Annotated in this window: 17 protein-coding genes; 4 read left to right on the top strand and 13 right to left on the bottom strand. The window is 45.5% G+C overall.

Translation table 11 applies throughout. The annotated features are described in order from the left end of the window. The first annotated feature begins 104 nt into the window (after positions 1-104). Entirely contained in the window at positions 105-5,021 is a 4,917-nt protein-coding gene (locus MIC7113_RS02190) for a WD40 domain-containing protein (protein WP_041779858.1), read from the top strand. 273 nt (positions 5,022-5,294) lie between these two features. Here the strand turns inward: MIC7113_RS02190 and MIC7113_RS02185 are convergent, their stop codons facing one another. From MIC7113_RS02185 to MIC7113_RS02170, 5 genes are all read right to left on the bottom strand, one after another. Further along, positions 5,295-5,585, bottom strand: coding sequence for a pentapeptide repeat-containing protein (locus MIC7113_RS02185; RefSeq protein WP_015180538.1), 291 nt, complete (start codon positions 5,583-5,585; stop codon positions 5,295-5,297). Between the two features lie 463 nt (positions 5,586-6,048). After that, on the bottom strand, positions 6,049-6,267 hold the full coding sequence (locus MIC7113_RS35835) for a hypothetical protein (protein ID WP_155897906.1): 219 nt from the start codon (positions 6,265-6,267) through the stop codon (positions 6,049-6,051). A gap of 16 nt (positions 6,268-6,283) precedes the next feature. Then, complete coding sequence (locus tag MIC7113_RS02180) at positions 6,284-7,429, bottom strand: acyltransferase family protein (protein WP_015180537.1); 1,146 nt, start codon at positions 7,427-7,429, stop codon at positions 6,284-6,286. A gap of 293 nt (positions 7,430-7,722) precedes the next feature. Beyond that, a complete protein-coding gene (locus tag MIC7113_RS02175; protein ID WP_015180536.1) occupies positions 7,723-8,394 on the bottom strand; it encodes an FHA domain-containing protein in 672 nt (223 codons plus the stop codon). A gap of 92 nt (positions 8,395-8,486) precedes the next feature. Continuing rightward, positions 8,487-9,011 (bottom strand): hypothetical protein, encoded by a 525-nt coding sequence (locus MIC7113_RS02170; protein ID WP_015180535.1) that lies wholly within the window; start codon positions 9,009-9,011, stop codon positions 8,487-8,489. Positions 9,012-9,578: 567 nt separating this feature from the next. Between MIC7113_RS02170 and MIC7113_RS02165 the strand changes: the two genes are divergently transcribed. Beyond that, positions 9,579-11,228: a GspE/PulE family protein gene (locus tag MIC7113_RS02165; protein ID WP_015180533.1), complete on the top strand. Its 1,650-nt coding sequence runs from the start codon at positions 9,579-9,581 to the stop codon at positions 11,226-11,228. Positions 11,229-11,958: 730 nt separating this feature from the next. Here MIC7113_RS02165 and MIC7113_RS02160 read toward each other — a convergent pair. The 3 genes from MIC7113_RS02160 to MIC7113_RS02150 all read right to left on the bottom strand — a co-directional run bounded on the left by MIC7113_RS02160 (position 11,959) and on the right by MIC7113_RS02150 (position 13,386). After that, positions 11,959-12,246 carry a TMEM165/GDT1 family protein gene (locus MIC7113_RS02160; protein WP_015180532.1) on the bottom strand — a complete coding sequence of 96 codons (288 nt, stop codon included), beginning with the start codon at positions 12,244-12,246 and terminating at the stop codon, positions 11,959-11,961. Between the two features lie 57 nt (positions 12,247-12,303). Then, entirely contained in the window at positions 12,304-12,630 is a 327-nt protein-coding gene (locus tag MIC7113_RS02155; RefSeq protein ID WP_390465291.1) for a TMEM165/GDT1 family protein, read from the bottom strand. Between the two features lie 405 nt (positions 12,631-13,035). Continuing rightward, positions 13,036-13,386 (bottom strand): YkgJ family cysteine cluster protein, encoded by a 351-nt coding sequence (locus MIC7113_RS02150; RefSeq protein WP_015180530.1) that lies wholly within the window; start codon positions 13,384-13,386, stop codon positions 13,036-13,038. 196 nt (positions 13,387-13,582) lie between these two features. On the opposite strand from MIC7113_RS02150, the gene psb30 reads away from it, so the two are divergent. Next, positions 13,583-13,708: a photosystem II reaction center protein Ycf12/Psb30 gene (gene psb30, locus MIC7113_RS02145; RefSeq protein WP_015180529.1), complete on the top strand. Its 126-nt coding sequence runs from the start codon at positions 13,583-13,585 to the stop codon at positions 13,706-13,708. A 105-nt stretch (positions 13,709-13,813) separates the two neighbouring features. Here the strand turns inward: psb30 and recJ are convergent, their stop codons facing one another. Next, positions 13,814-15,820, bottom strand: coding sequence for a single-stranded-DNA-specific exonuclease RecJ (gene recJ, locus MIC7113_RS02140; RefSeq protein WP_015180528.1), 2,007 nt, complete (start codon positions 15,818-15,820; stop codon positions 13,814-13,816). Positions 15,821-16,781: 961 nt separating this feature from the next. Between recJ and MIC7113_RS02135 the strand changes: the two genes are divergently transcribed. Further along, positions 16,782-17,051: a hypothetical protein gene (locus MIC7113_RS02135; RefSeq protein ID WP_015180527.1), complete on the top strand. Its 270-nt coding sequence runs from the start codon at positions 16,782-16,784 to the stop codon at positions 17,049-17,051. A 71-nt stretch (positions 17,052-17,122) separates the two neighbouring features. Here MIC7113_RS02135 and MIC7113_RS02130 read toward each other — a convergent pair whose 3' ends face one another. The 4 genes from MIC7113_RS02130 to MIC7113_RS02115 all read right to left on the bottom strand — a co-directional run bounded on the left by MIC7113_RS02130 (position 17,123) and on the right by MIC7113_RS02115 (position 21,242). Next, on the bottom strand, positions 17,123-17,521 hold the full coding sequence (locus tag MIC7113_RS02130; protein ID WP_015180526.1) for an acyl-CoA thioesterase: 399 nt from the start codon (positions 17,519-17,521) through the stop codon (positions 17,123-17,125). Between the two features lie 33 nt (positions 17,522-17,554). Further along, positions 17,555-19,600: a hybrid sensor histidine kinase/response regulator gene (locus MIC7113_RS02125; RefSeq protein WP_015180525.1), complete on the bottom strand. Its 2,046-nt coding sequence runs from the start codon at positions 19,598-19,600 to the stop codon at positions 17,555-17,557. A gap of 4 nt (positions 19,601-19,604) precedes the next feature. Further along, a complete protein-coding gene (locus tag MIC7113_RS02120; protein WP_015180524.1) occupies positions 19,605-20,219 on the bottom strand; it encodes a chemotaxis protein CheB in 615 nt (204 codons plus the stop codon). Positions 20,220-20,390: 171 nt separating this feature from the next. Continuing rightward, positions 20,391-21,242: a CheR family methyltransferase gene (locus MIC7113_RS02115; RefSeq protein ID WP_015180523.1), complete on the bottom strand. Its 852-nt coding sequence runs from the start codon at positions 21,240-21,242 to the stop codon at positions 20,391-20,393. Positions 21,243-21,325 lie beyond the last annotated feature (83 nt).

Raw genomic sequence — 21,325 nt, 5'->3', positions numbered from 1 at the left:
TTAGCGAATGGTCAAGCATCAAAATAAACCTTAAGGAGGACAAAAATTAGCGAATAGGAAAACGGGGTACATACCAAAAATTCATACTTCATACTTTTAGAGTCATGATGGAGAGCCACCCAGACGATGTCAGTGCCAAAAATAATGAATCATTAAGAACTCTGGCGCGAGCAATCACGCTATCTCAAGGGTTTTTTTCCATCGTCTTAGCTCGCTGTAATTATCAGTCATTGCGACAGCCTTTAGTCCAAAAATTGCGAGAACGCTGCGCGGTTGGATTCAAAGAAATCACTCTCAAACCCTCTACCCGAACCCTTTATACAACAATTCGTGCTGCACTAGACGGCGAAGAACCCAACGCCGTTATCGTTTCTGGATTGGAATTGGTGAACGATCTAGAGGGGTTGTTGATTGCCTCAAATCATGCCAGGGATGAGTTTCGGAAACATTTCTCGTTCCCATTAGTGTTGTGGGTAACCGATGAGGTGCTGCAAAAATTCATGCGGGTGGCTCCCGATTTTACCAGTTGGGCTGCCACTCCGATTGGATTTACGATTGCCACTCCTGACTTAATCAAAGCACTAGAGCAAAATGCAGAATCGGTCTTTGAAGCCATCTTAAAAACGGGTTCGGGTAAATTTCTCAACAATACTGACCTGAATTTGGAAATGGGTTCCCGTCGCCGCTTAGAGTTAGAGTCAGCGTTGAAAGATTTGCAAAATCGAGGTGATGTTTTAGAGCCAGCGTTAGAAGCAGATTTACAATTTCTGATTGGTCTTGATGCTGATACCCATGATCGCATGGAGGAGTCTCGCCAATATTATGAGCGCAGCCTCGCGTTTTGGTTAGAGCAACTCGAAAGTCAGGAATCAGAAGCGCTTCGATTGAACGCGCCCTCTCAATCGATCAATCCCAAATTGTTTGAGCGAGTTGGATGTTTACTCTACTATCTGGGTTTGTGGTGGCGTAAATATGCAACCCTGCGCCGCTCTGAATATCGTTTTGCTTGTAGTCAAGCTAAAAATTATTTTCAACAGTGTATTGACGTGTTTAAACAGGGGAATCGCCCTGAATTGATGGGTCAGTTTATCAACTCCTTGGGTGAAACCCTGCAAAAGCTAGAGGAGTGGGATGAACTAGAAGCGATCGCTAAATTAGCCGTTCAATTACACCAAACCTATTTCGATCCGATTCGACTCTCTTATGGCTATGGTCTGTTAGCGGAATTAGCGCTTTCCAATAAAGCTTGGAAGATAGCCAGAGAATTTTCTAAATTAGCCTTACAAACAAACGCTAAATCAACTCGATTATCCTGTGATTTACTCACAAAAAACATTGATAACGTCTGGTCTCAACGACACGATCAAAATTTATATCTATTATTGTTAGCCCAAGCCCAAAAGCACCTAGGTCAACTTCCACAAGCGATTAAACTGCTAGAAATTGCTAAAACGAAAAGCAATCCTCAAATCGATCCATCGCTTTATATTCGGATTTTGGCAGAGTTGCGATCGCTTTATTGGAACCAAGGTCGCTATCTAGACGCCTTTCGGATTAAACAAAAACAAAGCGAGATTGAGTATCAATATGGGTTCCGAGCCTTTATCGGTGCGAGTCAGTTGCGGCCTCGATGCCAAGTTGCGAACCCAGCCATTGCCCCCGTCGATACACTCAGTACCATTGCCCAAGAAATTGCGGCTTCCGGTCGGCAACAAGATATTAATCGCTTAATTGAACGCATTAGCCGCACAGATTATAAATTAACCGTCATTCACGGGCCTTCAGGAGTCGGCAAAAGCTCTTTGGTAACAGCCGGGTTAGTACCAGCTTTAGAACAAAAAGCAATTGGCGATCGCGATGCTCTACCCATTGTGGTGCGCGGTTACACCAATTGGGTCAACGATTTGGGACAATCTTTATTGAGGGATTTAAGCGTATCGTTAACCGATGCTATCAGTGAAGTCAGAGATATCAACTTAGCCATTCCAGAAGACATCCCGAAATTTATTATTAACCAGTTACGAAAAAATGCAGACCGGAATCTGTTAACAGTTTTAATTTTCGATCAAATTGAAGAATTTTTCTTTATTTATTCCGAACCCAATACCCGGTGTCTGCTTTATAATTTTCTGCGCGACTGCCTGGAAATTCCTTATGTAAAAGTCATTCTTTCTCTACGGGAAGACTATCTCCACTATTTATTAGAATGCGAACGCTGCACTAATCTAGATGTTATTAATAACAATATTCTGGATAAGAAAATTCGCTATTACTTAGGGAATTTTTCACCCAAAGACGCAAAAGCCGTTATCCATAGCTTAAATGAACGCTCTCAGTTTTACTTAGAATCCACGCTAATTGATGAATTAGTCCGAGATTTAGCAGAAGATACAGGAGATGTTAGCCCGATTGAATTACAGGTCGTGGGAGCGCAACTCCATGCCGAGGCCATTGTCAGTTTAGAAGACTATCAGCGTTTAGGTTTCAATCCTAAACAAAAACTAGTTGAGCGATTTTTACAAGAAGCGATTAAAGATTGTGGTCCTCCGAATGCACGGGCAGCACTCCTTGTTTTGTACTTGCTAACCGAAGAAAATGGCACACGTCCTCCTAAGACTCGTGCGGAGTTGGCAGGAGAATTAGATGATACCGAATTAGAATCTAAGGACGAACAGCTCGATTTGGTGTTAGAAATTCTGACCAAATCAGGCTTATTAATGTTACTGCCAGATGCCCCCGCTGATCGCTATCAACTCGTTCATGATTATTTAGTCTCTTTCATCCGTCAAAAAAAGGATGCAGAGGTAGGATTAGAAGCCGCACTTCAACGGGAAAGAAATCAACGCAAACTGACCGAACAACAACTGAGTCGTGTTTCTCGACAGCGCAAGCAAGTCGGCGTTGCCGTGATTGTGGTAACCGTATTTGCCCTGATGGCGGGAGGGTTGGCGCTGCTGACAGAATCTCAACGAAAACGAGCAGAAATTGCTGAAATTAGAGCACTCAGTTCTTTATCCTCAGCTCTATTACTCTCCGACAATCAGCTTGGGGCATTAGTTGAAAGTGTCAAAGTCGGTAAACGCCTCAAGGAATTAGAACACGAGTTACAAACCTCCTTATTGACGTTGAAGAATCGGAAAATTTCATCCGATATTCGACTTCAAACTTTAGGTAGCTTACAGCAATCAGTCTACAGAATTCAAGAACGCAACCGCTTAGAGCAGCACAACGGAATCGTTAATAGTGTCAGTTTCTCACCGGACGGCAAAATGATTGCCTCTGCTAGTGCGGATACGACAATTAAACTCTGGAAGCTCAATCAAACCTTACCCAAAACTCTCGAAGGACATAATGGAATCGTTAATAGTGTTAGCTTTAGCCCCAATGGCAAGCTTATCGCCTCGGCGAGTGATGACAAAACTATCAAACTCTGGAGTATTGATGGCACCTTGCTAAGAACCTTCACAGGGCATCAGGGATGGGTTAAAAGTGTGAGTTTCTCACCCGATAGCCAACAAATCGCTTCTGGAAGTCACGACAAAACGGTCAAACTCTGGAGTGTTAATGGCACCTTGTTAAGAACTTTCACAGGACATGGAGATTGGGTTAACAACGTCAGTTTTAGCCCGGATGGCAAGCAGATTGCCTCAGGGAGTAACGATAAAACGATTAAACTCTGGAGTGTTGATGGCAGTGGAGTAAAAACCCTCACAGGACACGAAGATTGGGTTAAAAGCGTCAGTTTTAGCCCGGATGGTCAGCAGATTGCCTCCGCTAGTACGGACAAAACTATTAAACTCTGGAATACCAATGGTAGCTTCTTAAGAACGCTCGAAGGACATACAGAATGGGTGAATAGTGTTAGTTTTAGCCCGGATGGTCAGCAGATTGCCTCCGCTAGCACGGACAAAACGATCAAACTCTGGAACACCCAAGGCACGCTACTCGAATCTCTAAAAGGGCACTCTAATTCGGTTCAAGGAATCCGTTTCTCCCCCGATGGTAAAATTCTTGCTTCCGCGAGTGAGGATAACACCATTAAACTTTGGAGCTTGAGCCGTATCCCACTCCCAACCCTTAACATGCACGAACAGAAGGTGACGAGTGCCAGCTTCAGCCCTAATGGTCAAATGATTGCCTCTGCTAGTGCTGATCAAACCGTTAAAATTTGGAGCGTTAAGGGTGAATTACTCCACACCCTCACGGGACACAATGGAATCGTCAATAGCGTGAGTTTCTCGCCCGATGGTGAGACGATTGCCTCTGCTAGTGCTGATCAAACCGTTAAACTTTGGAGCATTAATGGTGAGTTACTGCACACACTCACAGGACATCAAAATTGGGTGAATAGCGTGAGTTTCTCGCCCGATGGTGAGACGATTGCCTCCGCCAGTGCGGACAAAACGGTTAGACTCTGGAACAAAGATGGCCAATTACAGAAAACTCTAACGGGGCATACCGATTGGGTGAATAGCGTGAGTTTCTCGCCCGATGGCAAGACGATTGCCTCTGCCAGTAATGACAGAACCGTTAAACTGTGGAACCTTGACGGGACTGAACTGGATACCTTGAGGGGACATACCAATGGCGTTAACGATATCCGTTTCAGTCCGGACGGCGAAATTCTTGCCTCTGCCAGTAATGACAGCACCATTAAACTCTGGAACAAAGATGGTACTTTACGCACGACTCTGTATGGACATTTAGGTCGAGTCACCAGCGTTAGATTTCACCCGGATGGTTATACTCTGGCTTCAGCCAGTGCGGACAAAACCCTCAAATTCTGGAGCTTAGATGGAAACGTCCTGAGAACACTAGAAGGAAATGGCAGTAGTATCAACAGCGTGAGTTTCTCCTGGGACGGTAAGACGATTGCTTCCGCCAGTGATGAAAAAGTCGTGATTCTCTGGAATTTTGATCTCAATGATCTACTGGTGCGTGGCTGTGCTTGGCTCCATGATTACCTAAAAAATCCTAATGCCAATATCAAGCCAGAAGAGAATCGCTACATCTGTGATTAATCTCGATCCCCATCCGCTCCAGCCGAACGTTTAAATTTCAAATTTTGTTGACAGAGCTTTATCCATAAGTCAAGATAGAGTTAATTTAAGTACTAAGAATGAAAAAAATAACAATTACAGGAACAACAAACATTGATGCAGCAAGAGTTAGGGCTTTTGCAGCTATCATTGAATTAGCTAAATTTAGACGAACTGAAAATGGCTACTAACGCCTAATTGCAGTGAGTAGTTTCTGTAACATATTTATTTTTCATTCTTAGTTGATTGCCAATTTTAAGGCAATTTTGCTCCCTTAAGATTGGCTTTGGTAAGATTGGCTCCCGTTAGGTTAGCTCCCCGCAAATCAGCATTGCTCAGGTTAGCATTACTCAAGTTAGCGCCTCGCAAATCCGCATAACTTAGGTTAGCTCCCCGCAAATCTGCACTACTCAAGTCACACCCTGGACATTGTTTGGTTTCTAGTAAACGCTTCAGGTGATTGGGTTCATAACTTTTAGCAACAGCGGGAGCTGTTAAGCCAATTGTTGTCAATAGAATAGTAATAGCCAGAAATCTTCGCCTCATGTCTTAATCCTCATGGTGTTTACAGTTCATTTATACAACGAGCCTATCGTCGATCCATACCCTTTTCATAGAGGATTTTGAATCGTGAATCCTTGACAAATTAGGAGTTTTAGGGATTCAACCGTGGCAGGTTTAAATCCCAAGGGTATGATTACGGTAGGGTAGCCAATTAATCTTTTCATAGAAGATTGATTTGGCTAGATAGGGATTAGTTTAGGGGTTTTAGGCTCATATCTCCTTCCTCCGATTGGACGAAAAAAGTAAGGAATCATGGACTTCGTAAAACCACACTTTCTTAGTACAATTAGTCAATAAATGACTACATAACTAAGGACTAATGATTCTGCGAAACAGCGTTACTTCAGTTAGTGATAAAAGGGCATACCTTTGGGAATAGGGATATACCAAATATCTACTCGTTCAGTTTCAGCTATCCAGGATTCCTTTAGTAGATCTAGAACATTTAAAATCGGCAATGTTCCCACTTGACACTTGGGTTGTCGGTACTTAGCCGAATCTTGGTAGATGGCTTAGGAATGAGGTGAATCTGCAAAAGCGATCGCCTGTTTTTTGGCACAGACACAACGCACTCTAACCCTTCACGGTAGGGGTTTGTAGACAGATGGTGCATCCGTTCTCTTTTTCTCCTGTCTCCATCCGAAGCGATCGCCGTTAGCACCATTCATTCAGAGCATCGCTTAAACTTTAATAAACCAGTTCTGCCGATACATCGCGTAGCTAACGCTCCACCACAACAAAACGGTTACCAAGGCGAATAATAGGGAACCATTCATCGCACCTGCCAAAGGCATAAAGAAATGATTATAAATCCAAATGAAGGTTGTTGGCGCGTTTTCGCCTGTGCCTATTTTGGTTTTAACCAAAATTTTAATCAGCAAAACCGAAGCGACAAAGATAGAGATAGCATTTAACCCCATCATCTCAAACGGCTTTGCCCACCGTTGTCGTTGACGTACTTCAATTGATTCATAACAAGCCGCCAGTAACAGCAACGCCCAACCTGTTGTGAACAGGACATAAGAACTCGTCCATAATTTTTTATTAATGGGAAACCAAAAGTCCCAAACTTGCCCAATCACCAAGCAACTTAAACCCAGCAGTACCAAATCCATACTGGTGGTGGACTTGATGGGTTGTTGACGTAGCCAATCTCCCGTCAGGTAACCGAATAAAACACTTACGACAGCCGGGAGAGTGCTGAATAACCCTTCGGGATCACCCATTCCATTGAAATCATCACCTTTATACAGATGCGCTGTAGGGATGATTAAGCGATCAAAATAAGCGCCGAAATTCCCTTCTCGCGTCAAGTTACCCATGCCATAATCGGGAACTGGGATGAGGGACATGGCGAACCAGTAACCAATGAGTAAAAATGCTGCGATCGCCCATTGCCCTTTTCGCGGTACGTTGAGCACAATCAGGGAGGCGATGAGGTAAGTGAGACTGATGCGCTGCAACACGCCCATGATGCGGATGCTACTCCAGTTGTATTCCCAAAAACCATTTAGGAGTATTCCTAGTGCAAACAAAATGAGGCTGCGCCGAATAATGCGCCAATAAACAGTGGGGGTTGGTTTATTGCCGTGTTTATATTTAGAGAAGGAAAACGCCATTGCCGCACCGACAATAAATAGGAAGAAGGGAAACACCAAATCTGTTGGGGTGAAACCGTTCCAGTCGGCATGAAGTAGGGGAGGATATACATTTTTATCGCCTGCTACCCCAATCATATTGACAAGAATCATGCCAGCAATGGTAATCCCGCGAAATACATCAAGGGAGGTGAGACGCTTAGAAGGTTTTAGTTGCTCGTAGGACATGGATTAGAGCTATTAGTTCATGCACAGATTGATACAGCAGATTTCAGGTAAATGAAGTACAGTTGCCCCTTTAATAAGGGGGGTTAGGGGGGTCAAAATGTACCTCATCAAATTGAAATCCGCTGTATTTTATAATCCAGGATTGCTGAGAGTTAGACAATGGCTTTTGGGAAATCTATAAAATGGCACGATTAGAGTAAAGGCGAGCCATGGCTCGCCCCTACAAATGGTGCTTGAAAGGTTAATTTGCGTAAGTTTTAATTATAAAAAATGTTTTTAAGGTAATATTTACCTTATTTTCCACCGATTTGAGGTTGGTTCAAGGGTAGAAATTGAGGAATATTGCTTTCTTTCTCTCCTTTTTCCTCCTGCCAAATTGTGAGATGATCAGAGTGTTCCACAACTAAACAAAAATTGCCTGCATTAAGCTCTGTTTGACACAGTTCAATCGCCTTTTGCCGGAAGCGATGGGAGAATGATAAACCTTCGGCTAGCCGTTTGCCCCGAAAAACAAACTCAGCGGTAATTGGATTAATTAAACCCTGAGCTTTTAGTTCCTCTGCTTTAAAAATTAACTGTTCAATTTGACATGGCTCTACAGGCAAAGTTAGGGCTTTCTGAGGTTGTTGTACGGTGCTATGACCATTCATCGGCACCTCTTTGACGAGGAGGATAAATTCACCAATTCGGATGATGTCATTCGGCTTCAGGAGGAAGTTTTCATTGGTCGAAGCCTCTTGTTTGTTCACATGGGAACCCCCTGTACTCCCCAGATCCGTAAAGTAATACTGTCCTTCTCGGTACAGAATCCTGCCATGGACACGACTCACTTCAGGACTGTTAAGAACGATATCACAGCTAGGGTGTCGGCCAATTAATCCTCCGCCTTTAATTATCGTTTCTGGCATCAGGTTTTCTTCCTGAGATTCGCCGGTTTGGTCATCAATGATTAGGAATTTGATCATATCTCCACAATTTTAGATTTAAACCCAATTATTAGACCATTAAATGTTAGAGGAACGAATTACTAGGCAAGTTCTACTCTCTTCGATTGACTTCACAACACCGTGCGGTCATCTTCTGGCATCACATTTTTATTTTGCTTGCGTCCCAGGTACGTTTGTTCCTCTGCTGAATTTCCCTTCTGGGAAGACCCAATATAAGTTTGTTGGTTTGCAATATTTCTCTTACCCCCAGGCTTAATGTGGGTTTGCTCGTCTGTGGTATTTCCCTTCTGAGAAGACCCAAGGTGCGTTGGCTCATCTCCGGTATTTTCCGTTTGGGGAGGTTTAGGCGGGTAACTCCACTCGTCTGCGGTATTTCCTTGATGAGAAGACCCTGTCTGGATTGGATTGTGGGCTGAATAGCCCTTTTGGGAGAATTTCGGCACCCTCAACTCGTCGGCTGAACTTCCTTTCTCCTGTTGGGAACGCGAATGCAGCATTCGTTCATCGACTAAGCTTCTCTTTCGGGAGCGTCTAGACGATGCTGAAGAGTTGTTTTGCCGCCATGCCTGATAACCTAAAATCAGGATAATAATAGCGATAATTCCTACAATTGCCCAAAATATCGTTGGTTCCATAGGGAGCTAAATTTCAGCTCGACAACGATTATCTCTACGACTCTTCCAACCTTAAATCCGGAGTACGTGGCGATTGTGAATCAGAATCTATCAGGGCAATTACCCAACAGGGCAGCCAAACAGCAACTCAGGTGAGACAAAACTACCGGATGCGTCGAACAGCAATCAAGTCATCAAAAACCCAACTCCCCAGCCTTTGAGCCGAATTACATCTTCAATCAACTTCCAGCGCTACACTCAAATCTCCCTTGCTCCAACGCTTATGACATTTCTTGCATAAATTTTGAAGAACAGGGTGATAGCTAATATACAGGACTTACGCATAGCCCTCCTTTTTTCAAGGAAGGGCTATTTTTTCGTTTACCAATTACCAATTACCATCCTTTGAAATTTTCACCCAGGATTGAGATTGGCTATAATAGGCAGTCTTTTGAATTCCGTCTAATATAGCGGAATATAGAGCATCAAAACGCTCAGGGTATAGTTTCTGCATCTTCTCTCAATAGCGCTGCAATCTCTATTTAAACTGGAATTCCCCTCCTATTCGCTCAACAGCTCGCTTGTCTCATGCACACGATTTCTGCCTCATTTCCCTCGGCTTGGCAAAAGCTGAGAAATCACGAAATTAGCTGCGAAGAAGCCCTCTCGCTCTTGGTGGATGACCAAGGGACGGTGAACCGGGAACGGCTGGATCAAGAAGTGACTCACCGATTCTTTCGGCATTTCCCCGATCGCAATGCCTTACCCCCTGTGATTCCCCTGCTGCTTTGGCGAGGCTGCTACTACCTGGGAAGCCCAGTGACACTATCAACACAGACGATTCAAGACCTGAGCGATCGCGCCCTCACCGAAATTAAAGTCATCCCCATCAGCAATAAAAGCTTTCGCGTCTGGTTTCACACCCAAAACCTCGACCCGAACCGCATTAGTGCTATCCCTTTGGTGAATCCTCTCACGGGGGAACTGGAAAAAGAGGACATCTCTGAAACCACAGAAGCCTACCTGGCAAAAGCCGTTGACCAGATTGGTAAAATTAAAACCCTGATTTCCGGGGCATTACGCAACCGCGCCAGCGATCTTCACCTCGAACCCATGCCCGACGGATTGAGAGTCCGCTATCGCATTGATGGGGTGTTACGGGATATTACCAAACTCAAACTCGATATCAGCCGTAAGGTAATTGTCGCCCTCAAAGTCATGTCGGGTATGGACATTGCAGAAAGTCGCCGTCCTCAAGATGGACGGATTGGCGAAAAGTATGCAGGCAATGAAGATGCCGAATTAGGCATGGATATGCGAGTGAGTACCCTCCCCTGTGTGGGTGGCGAAAAAGCGGTGATTCGCTTACTGCCCAGGCAAAATCCTTTTTCCAAAATTGAAGACTTGGGCTTCTCGGAAAAGACACTGTCCATCTATGCCAGTTGGTTGCAGCAGCCCCAAGGCATGATTATCCTCACCGGCCCCACCGGTTCGGGGAAAACCAGTACACTTTACACTAGCCTGCAACACGTCGCCACAGAGCATGTCAATGTGGTAACCGTAGAAGACCCAGTAGAGTATATCTTACCGGGCATCACCCAAACTCAGGTGCATGAACGTGCCGGAATGACCTTTGCGGCAGGATTAAGGTCAATTTTGCGCCAAGACCCCGACATCATTATGGTGGGGGAAATTCGAGATAGTGAAACGGCTGAAACCGCTGTACGCGCCGCCTTGACGGGTCATTTGGTATTTACCACACTCCATACCAATGATGCGATTGGTGCGATTCCCCGCATTAAAGATATTGGCCCAGACCCGGCTTTAATTAGTGATGCCCTACTCGGAATTGTGGCGCAGCGTTTAGTGCGTCGGGTTTGTCCCCACTGTGCTCAACCACACACACCGACAGAAAAAGAGTTACAAACACTAGGATTACAGAATCATACCAATTTGGGTTCTTGGAAACGAGGCAAGGGCTGTGATAAATGTTTCAATTCCGGCTACTTGGGGCGGGAAGCCATTGTGGAGTTATTGGATATCGATGACCGGGTACGGGAAATTATCTATGAAGGGACAATGACCCAATTGCATCACTATCTTAAGGAAATCAAGTTTGCCTCGTTTGGCATAGCGGCAAGACAAAAGGTGACAACGGGTGCAACAACGGTTGAGGAAGTATTGCGAGTGTTACCCCGAAGTGCATTTTCTCGGAATCAATTTTTAGGAAAAGATTGACCTTGTTGAACAAGCCTAAAGCCACCTTTAAGGGGCGGCTTTTTCAAGAAAACATTCGGTATTAATAACGTTATCAAGAATGCGACTCTCGTTTTATTTCATAGTTTTGACACTATGCTTTTTTAGAGAATCAACCTAGCAGCTGCTACTTAAAGAATAATCTATCTGAGGGTACAATGCGGGATGGAGGGGAGAAGTTCACGCAAAAAACATAAATTTGAGGAGAAATATTAAAAGTATTTAAAGATGGCAGCATCTTTTGTCTTGACTAGCGGTTGTTTTCACAGTTCTTAACTTAATCACCCTGAGCAAAATTGCCCTGGTTCTGGTTTTATAGCTCCCCCCAAAACATTGGGGACTGGGAAGTGTGCAATGAGACATTGAAAAAGCCAATGAGTGTCATTCCTTGCGCTTCCCTCGTCGCGAATTTTTGGGGACGCCTTCCGCTATTGCCAGAAAGCAAGCGATCAAAATGAGCAGGATGATTACATCAGGGATTGATGATGTCATTGTTGAGGAAATAGATCACCTTGTGGACAGCCATCCTCCAACAGTAGATTGTTCAAGGGTGGGAGGTGGGTCGGAAAATATTAATTATAGAGTTGGAACATCGACAGTAAACCGATTCTATCCCTCAAGGTTGTTCTTCGGCATGATGGCTCCCTGAATTCTACAATAAACATCAACTCAGGCTAGATTGAGGTGTCGTTAATGATGACCTAATGACCACCTATTCCTCATTAGTGGCTGGTGAAGGCCAAAGCAAGCGTAAAGCCATTAAGGCAAAACCAACAGCGGCGATCGCTTTGAGGATACGCGGTGGAAATAGCTGAGCCACCCCTTCTCCTGCCAGCACTCCGATCAAGCTAGCCAGTAGCAGTGCAGCGACTGAGCCAAAAAATACCGCACGGGGTGATTTGAGACTACCCCCTAGGGCGATCGCTGCCAATTGGCTCTTATCTCCAATCTCTGCCAAGAATACCGTAATGAAACTCAGTCCTAGAAGTTGCCAGTCCATAAAAAATTTAAAGGTTTGAAGGTTTGAATGCGAAGGTGCCAATGTTCAACTGGCTAACTAAAAATGCACAACATCCCACAGCAGCATCGCGGAAATGAAGAGTAACAGCGCTCCGGCTGAGGTTTCCAGGGTTTTAGGAGAAAGCCGCGTTGCCAGAAAACGTCCGATGAGTACGCCTAACAAACTGGTAGCAATTAATGCCAGCGCTGCACCAAGGAACACCACCCAAGGCGCTTCAGATTGAGCGCTCATGAGTAAGGTGGCTAACTGGGTTTTGTCTCCCATCTCTGCCAAAAAAATCGTGAAGAACGTGGAGCCAAAGATGCCCCATTTTCCCACCTGCGCGGCTTTAGCTGGCTGAAGCGACTCTTGAGGTGTTACCAGGGAATCAACGGTTGACTCAGTCACTGTGGCAACCTCAGAAGCGCGATCATCCGAAGACTTCGCCACTGTGAGGCGATGGCTGTTGTTTGAGGTGGGTTCGCTCAACGGTTGAGTTTCTGATAGGACAAGATCGATGACAGGCAGAGATGAGGATTTCACAGGCTGTGCGAATTAACGTCTGTTAGTTTTCATTTTCTTTTCATTATCTTCTCAAAAGTTTACGGAAAATAGCAAGTCGGCACCTGTGTTGGTGGGGAGCATCCCATTTTTGCAAAAATCTTTTTCTGTCTCAGTACTATCCCCTTGTCCTCCTTGTCCCCCTTGTCTCTTCTCAAAACTGTTTATGCAACTTTGGGATGCACCCTGTTGGTGAGGCTTGGCAGCATTCAAAACCGATAGCCTGAGTTAAATTCCGACTTCTCGGTCAAATCGCAGCATTTCCAAACTGCGATCGCCATAAACGCCTTCAATCTGCTGGCGACAGCAATCAATCGCAAAATCGTTTACCTCTTCTGGTTCTATCTCGTACATTTCCTGAAATACATCCGCATCCACCCGACAGAAGCGAGGTCGATTTGAGTAAATGCGGCATTCACGGGTGGCGTGGTCAAAATTCACACACCATCCCCCTTCACCCACCAGACTCAGATACAGCTCTAGCTCCTCTGAAGAAAGATAAGTCTCTAAGTCGGGACGTTCGGCGGGGTCCAGATGACAGCACGCACCACATTGCTTTACACAACACCAAGTTGCCATTAACGTAAAAAAGGGCTACAGTTCCATGCTCATCCAGCTTAACGAGTTTTGGCTTCGGCAGATGCCTGATCGGGTTTCATTGCGTTTTACAACTTTTTGTTAAGTTCCTTAAAAATATGAGGGATTTACCGAGTAAAATCTAAGCGGGAATTTTTAATTGTGCGATTGAATTGCCTGGGTCAATTCGGGAGGAAAAATGGATTTAAGCTTTTTGGGTAATGTTAATTGGGAAGTCGTTGCTCAGCTGACTATGCTAGCGGCTGTTGTGCTGGCTGGCCCCATCGTTATTTTTGCTCTGGCTGCTCTTAAGGGCGATCTGTAATAGAAGAATAGAAGACGATTGCAGGTTGAAGGTTAGGAGAGTTTTCATTAACTCGCCGGGGAAGTCTATGACTCATAGCTTTCAACCTTCTAACCTTTTAAATTTTTAAGAAAGTTCTAAAGCACGAGTTGCTGCTTTAATCAACTGATAATAATGAGGTTGTGTAACATCGACCTCTTTTGCATCTTCTCTGGTCAGTCCTAATAGCCCGATACGTTGTCCCTTCTGAATAGCTAGGACTTTTCCTTCAGAATTTCTAATTTTTAGCTCGTTTAAAGCCTCTGACAAACTACAAGTGTAGCGGCGTTCGTTGTGATAAAATTCTGCTTTTTGAGTCAGAGAGGGAGGGGCAGAAGATAAGCGAATACCGACTAACTCCAACTCAATCGCGGTGTTACCATTCCAGGTATTCTCTCGCAGTTTGTAAGCAATATCGACTCGTGAGGGTAGGGGGAAGTACTCGCCCCACCGCCATGCCAGGGCTGTCATTTTAATGGGTTGGTTGTCCTGACTGAACGTCAGTTTTAGGTGTCCCTTTCCAATAATTTTTTGCTCAACAACCTGAACATTAGGCGTCCAAAAAATGGGGTCGGGATTACCAATTCCGCAGGGATGAAATGCATCAAGTTGTTGATAGAGTTGGAGGGTTAGGTGAGTAAAGTCAGCTTGGGCATCAATGCTAACCAGTGGTTTGAGGTGTTCAGGTTGCAAACACTCATGAGCAAACTGGCTGAGAGATTTACGAAACGCTTCTAAATGTTCGGCAGGTAAGGAGAAGCCACCCGCTGCTTGATGTCCACCAAACTTGCCTAAGTAATCCTTACAGAATTCTAAGGCTTCAAACACATGAAATTCAGGAATCCCGCGTGCTGAACCGCGAATATGTTCCTTGTCTTCGTCTTCGTAGGTACCGATGAACACGGGGACGCCGTAGCGTTCCACCAAACGAGAGGCAACGATACCAATGACGCCGTGATGCCAATCAGGTTGAACGATGACTAATACACGTTCTTGTTGTAAATTAAGCTGACTCTGTTCGATGAAAGCGATCGCCTCTTGCTCAATTTGTTCACAGAGTTGTTGACGTTTTTGGTTAATTTGTTCGCACTGCATTGCCCGTTCTAAAGCAACACCTTGATCGGTGGTGGTTAGCAATTCGATCACAATTTCGGGGTCAGCTAAGCGACCGATCGCATTAATTCTAGGGCCTAACTTAAAGCCAATATCTTCGGGTTTAAGTGCTTTTTGGTCTTCACTCACGCCAGACATTTGAATCAGTGATTGAATCCCGGTTAATTCTGAATGAGGTAAAAGTCGTAACCCTCGCCGTAGCCAGCGCCGATTAATTCCCGTTAAGGGGGCTAAATCAGCAATGGTTCCCAGGGTAAACAGTTCTAATAGTTGTTTAGTTAAGCCCTGAATTTGCCCCAATTCTTGCGCGAGAGTAACGGCTAAAATATATGCGACTCCCACACCTGCCAGTCCTCGATAAGGGGAGGATTCATCTAGCTGTTTCGGGTTGAGGATGGCATCGGCTTCCGGGAGTTCGGGAGGTAAGTCGTGGTGGTCGGTAATAATAATGGTTATACCCAGTTCTACGGCTCGTGCGATCGCAGCATGGGCAGAAATCCCATTATCGACGGTTAAAATCAGCCTAAAGCCTGCCTCGGCTAATTCATCGACAATTCGCGTATTAATGCCATAACCATCTTTCATACGGCTAGGGATGGCATAGTCTACATCGGCACCCAACCAACGCAAAGCCCGAAGTAACAAGGCAGTGCTCGTCATGCCATCCGCATCATAGTCCCCACAGATGGCAATTTTTTCTTGATTAGCGATCGCTTCTTGCAGCATCTCTACACTAATCGCTAAGTCGGGAAATTCATCCATCGGTGCAGGCATCGCCTGAGTTTCGGGATTGAGAAACACCTGTGCCGCTTGGGGTGTTTGGAATCCTCGGTTAATCAGAACCTGACTCAACAGGGGTGAAAGTCCTGTGGCTTGGGCAAGTTTGGCAGCTTGTTCTGCCTGTAGCGGTGCGATTTGCCAGCGCTGATGGGGCAATTTTTGACGGCGTCCGGATGGTTCGGGATTGGTTCTGCTCAGCACGCTTACTTGAAGAAATTGATGGTGGACTACGGATAGATAGTCTACTCTACTACGACAAGCTGGGGATCTGAACCAAGAGCGATCGCGCCAGAATTTCACCAATCCTCACTCTTTGCACACAACAACAGCACACAAGCCTGACTTCCTGATTAACGTCCTCCCTTGAGTCATTTTAGATAGAGTTGCTTTAAACTACATCGTTTAGAAGCATTACTCCCTATTCTCTATTTGAGGATGTATCAGTTGTCTGGTTGTGTACTGTTGTTTTTATCAAATCTGATGAGACAGATATTAGATGAATTAGGTATTTCCTATCCTCCTTGACGAAGTTGTACTTCACTAAACTGAAATATCTGTCGGAGAACTTTATAACTGACTTCCTCCCTTGAGTACTATTACACAGAGTTGCTCTAAGTTAAACCGTTTAGAAGCATTACTCCCGATCCACTATATTGAGGATATATTCAGTTATCTTGTTGTGGCTACTAGTGTTAGATAATCTGATGAGACAGATATTAGATGAATTCGGTATTGGCTATCCTCCTTTGCGAAGTTGTCATCAACCAAGCTGGAATATCTGCCAGAGAAGCTTGATTTGCTTCTAATTTCAATGTAGTACTTTTTCGGAAAAATACAATAGATAACTCCTGTATTTTATTTTTGTTTTAAGAGTGCAATAAAAGTAAATTTAAGTTAACTTTGCTGAGAGTGATTTTCTTGAAAAATGTAACGAAACCTTAGCTTGATGCTAGGATGGTTTGAGTTTCTGCTCTGTGTTCAGACATTGTGGCACAAACCTAAATGCCTCCCTGTCCCGCCTTTCACCGCCAGATCAAGCGTAGCGGAACATAGGGTCTTCTCCGCGATTAAGATAAAAGATTAAGATCTGAGTACTGTCCCCTCTGTGTGTTACGACAAAACAGGACATTAACTCATCTACAAATCCTTAGAGGGTAGGGCTATGATAAGTGTTGCAGAATTGAGTGAACCGATGACTACCTGGGTGGGGGTATTTGTCAGCAACCTTGATGGGAAGACCATACGGGAGCTTGAGGTTGAGGCGGATGACGAGGAAACTGCCATCGTGATGCTCGATTTTTATGAGTACGACGAAACATGGCAGCAATACTCGTTTGTCGGGATTCACAAAAAAAGGTGGAATTGGCTCACGGCTCTATTTACCGCCTTCAAAAAGCTGCGCTTTATAAATCTTTCCTTTAAAAAAATTTAGGGAAAAAGTTTAAGTCGGCTGATGTTTCCTTTCCGTCTTTAACAAAGAACTAGACACCCTTACACTCTGCCTCAACATAACCATTGTGCGAGTTCATCCGGGAGCTGAATCTTTTTTCGGGTACTCGGAGCAATGCAAACATGGCGAGTCATGGCTTTTGCTAAGGATTGCTCTGACGACGCGGCAATAATTTGATACGCAATCTCAAATTGATGCTCACTCAGTGGCTGGGGTGTCAAGAGGATGATGATGGAGTCGCCGCACAACATCGGACGCAAGAAATCTACGCTGGCATGAATGATCGGAATTGCCACGGCTGAATTCGTAAAAAAGGATTGGAGATTAATCCCTGATGCGGCTAATGAGGCTTCGTAGGCTTCATGGCAAATCGATAGAACATTGGCGAAGTAAACCACACCAGCCGCATCCGTATCTGAGAAACGAATTGTACGATGATAAGTGAATGACAAGGCCAAAACCTCTCAAAATCTTTTTTTCCTACTTTATACTTCTTGAGTCACGGCACGCCCAGTCAGATTGGCAACAGCCATCACTAACTCAGTCGTATCAACTGGTTTAGACATGTGCTTTTGAAATCCCGATTCGATCGCCTGCTGACAATCTTCCTCTCTCACATAAGCCGTCAATGCTAAAGCGGGAAGACATCCTCCTTGCCGAGTCTCTCGCTCTCGAACCTGACGGATCAACATATAACCATCTTGCTGGGGCATAGAAATATCACTCACTAATACATCCGGTTGCATTTGGTCAAGAACTTGTAGTGCCTCCTGAACAGAGCCAGCCGCAATCACTTTGGCTCCCGAACTCTCCATCACCGTCGTCAGCACTTCGCGCACGTCCGGCTCATCATCGACGAGCAGAATCTGCAATCCGGAAAGCGTGTTCGAGCTTTCAACGTCGGTTTTCCGGCGAGAATCCTCGTCTTCTGTCATGACGATTCGTTGTTTTAAACTGCTCAGTTTGGATGGAGAACTGTTAGAAAGCAAAAGTTCTAGAGTAAACGTCGATCCCTTCCCCTCTCCCTCACTCTCGACAGAGATATTTCCGTGATGCAGTTCTACTAAATGGCGAACAATGGCTAATCCCAGCCCTAAACCTCCGTGAGAGCGGGTTGTCGTGCTATCGGCTTGGCGAAAACGATCAAAAACATAGGGAATAAATTCTGGTTGGATGCCAATCCCCGTGTCTTTCACCTGAATGTGTACACGAGAACCCACCCGTAAAGAACGCACCTCAATTTTTCCCTCTTCCGGGGTAAACTTAATCGCATTCGTGAGCAGATTCCAAATAATTTGCTGCAAACGATCTGGGTCACCAATCACTCGTTCCAGGGAGGGATCGAGGCAGGATTCCAATTGTAGCGATTTGGCCTCAGCGGTGGGACGCACCGCCTCTATTGCCGCCTCAATCACGGGAATCAGGGTAATCGGACGTAGATTGAGTTGCAGCTTGCCCCGAATAATCCGGGACACATCTAAAATATCCTCAATCATTTGAGCCTGAGCCTGGGCATTTCGTTCAATGGTTTCCAAGGCACGGGCGATTGTGGCTTCGTCAAAGGAACGGGTACGCAGCAGTCGCGCCCAACCCAGTACAGAGTTTAGGGGGGTGCGGAGTTCGTGAGAAAGAGTAGCTAAAAACTCATCCTTCATCCGATTCGCCGCTTCTGCCTCAATGCGTGCGGCTTGTTCACGGATCACTTGAGCGCGTGCTTCTTCGGCTATCTTGCGATTGGTGATGTCTTCTAGGGTACCGACATGACCCAGTAATTCGCCTTGCGCCGAGAGCATGGGGGACGTTCGGACATGCACCTGACGCAGAATTCCATCGGGGGTTTGTACGCGAAACTCACTGGAGTATTCACGGTTTGCTAGTGTCCAGTTCAACCAATCGATCTGGACTTGAGCGCGGTCTTCCGAATGCACCGACTGCAACCAAGCCTCTCCTAAACTTTCCTGAAGCGACAGACCACAAATCGATTGGAAACGGGGGTTGGTGTAGGTACAACGACCTTCCACATCCGTGAGGAAAATGCCCACGGGGGAGGAAGCGCTCAAGGAGCGAAATCGCTCTTCACTTTCCCGGAGTTCGCTGTTGACGGCGGTCAGTTCGGCGGCTTGGCGCTTGACTTCTTCCGTCTTTTTGAACAGGTCAACAAATACAGCGACCTTAGAGGCTAAGATGTCCGGTTCAATGGGTTTGAATAGGTAATCTACCGCGCCCAAGGAATAGCCTTTGAACATCTGCTTATCGCTGGTGCTATAGGCGGTGAGGAAAATAATCGGTGTATGCTGCGATCGCGGTCGCTTGCGGATTAAAGTCGCGGTTTCAAATCCATCCATCCCTGGCATCTGAACATCCAGCAGAATTACCGCAAAATCCTGACTCAGCAGACATCTTAAGGCTTCTTCACCAGAATTGGCTCTGACCAAATGCTGACCCAGACCACTTAAGACGGCCTCCAAGGCCATCAGATTTTCTGGGTGGTCATCCACCATCAGGACGTTAACTTTTGCTTGAGACGGCATAGTTCTACCTCAGCGCCAAGTGGCAAAGGTTGACGAGAAAAGGAGCAATTTCACGGAGAGGGAAAATCCAATACGCTGTCACAACCGTGTTGGAGACACGCTGCTGCTGCTGTAAAGCGGCGAGCGCGGCTTTTGGCATGGTTGGGCTTTGAGCCGTTGTCGGTTCCTCAATGATTGCCAAACCGCCTTGTTCTTGGATTTTGAGCAGCCCCTGACTTCCATCATGACTCGCGCCGGTCAAAATTACCCCAATCACTCCCTCTGCGTAAGCATCAGCGGCTGATTCAAACAATACATCAATGGAAGGTCGTGCATGACAAACGGCACCTTCTGTCGAGAGGGCAAAGTGACCCTCTTCGATGAGCAAGTGATAGTCAGGGGGGGCTAAGTAGACTCGTCCTGGTGCGATCGCTTCTTTGTCTTCTGCTTCAGTAATCGGCAAAGCGCAATAGTCCTGTAAGAAGACGCTTAAGCTATCCTTGGAGTCTCGGTGACGATGTTGGACAATCGCCACGGGCAAGGGGAAGCTTTTGGGCAGACTGGGAAGCAAAATCTGGAGAGCCTGTAACCCCCCTAATGATGTACCCACTACAACAATTTTATATGGACAATCCTTCATGGAAGCCATTGCCTCCCTTCGAGATGGAAGGGACTGGGGACTGGGGATGAGCCGTCCGGAGCTTTCGTCCCAACAAAAGGGGATATGAGCCTAGAGAACCCGAATACAGGCAGACATGGGGAAGCCAGGATATCTTCAATCCCTCTCTCTACATCCTCTTCTTTCCAATCCCTACCCAATCCTGCGGTAAAGCTTCTCACGCTTATCTAACGCCTCATACTGATGTTCGTGTGGGGTGAATTTAAGCGACTCTTGGCGTCCTAAACCTAAGATGCCAAATCGACTCATGCTTTCATACAATAACTTGTGTACTCGCTCTTGGAGCGATTGATTGAAATATATAAGGACGTTCCGACACAATATGACATTAAATTCATTAAAAGATCCATCTATCGCTAGATTATGTTGAGAAAAAATGATATTTTCTTTTAGGTATGAACGAAACATCGCGTGTTCATAAGCGGCTGTGTAGTATTGAGAGAAAGATTGCTTACCCCCAGCTTGCAGATAATTTTGAGTGTAGTCTTGCATCGCCTTCATGGAATATACACCGAGCTTGGCTTGCTTTAATACAAGTTCATTCATATCGGTTGCATAAATACGGCAACGGTGATATAATCCTTCCTCCTCTAGGAGAATTGCCATAGAATACACCTCCTCCCCCGTTGAGCATCCGGCGTGCCAAATGCGAATGAACGGGTAGGTGCGTAAAAGTGGCACGACATTCTGGCGGAAAGCCAGGTAAAAGCTGGGGTCGCGGAACATGGAAGTTACATTAACCGACAGACCCAAAAGAAATCGCTCCAGACAGGTAGCGTCATGAAGCACCTTCTCTTGTAGCCCCGAAACGCTGGTTAACTGCTCGGCTTGGACGGCATTCCAGATACGGCGCTTGAGGGAGGCGAGAGCATAATCTCGAAAATCGAACCCGTAATAGCGAAAAAGAGCTTCTAAAAATAGCTGAATTTCGATGTCTTCGAGTTCGTCCTTTTTTTGGACAGGGTTGTAGTAGGGGACAGGCATGTGCTTATGACAGGACAGGGTGACCGATGAGACCTTGAAGGATGAAGCCGTGTAGTCTGTTTCATCCTAGGCTGTACCCGACT

The organism is Allocoleopsis franciscana PCC 7113, from assembly GCF_000317515.1.
In the GTDB taxonomy this organism is placed as follows: domain Bacteria; phylum Cyanobacteriota; class Cyanobacteriia; order Cyanobacteriales; family Coleofasciculaceae; genus Allocoleopsis; species Allocoleopsis franciscana.
This window is presented reverse-complemented; position numbering and strand designations above follow the sequence as displayed.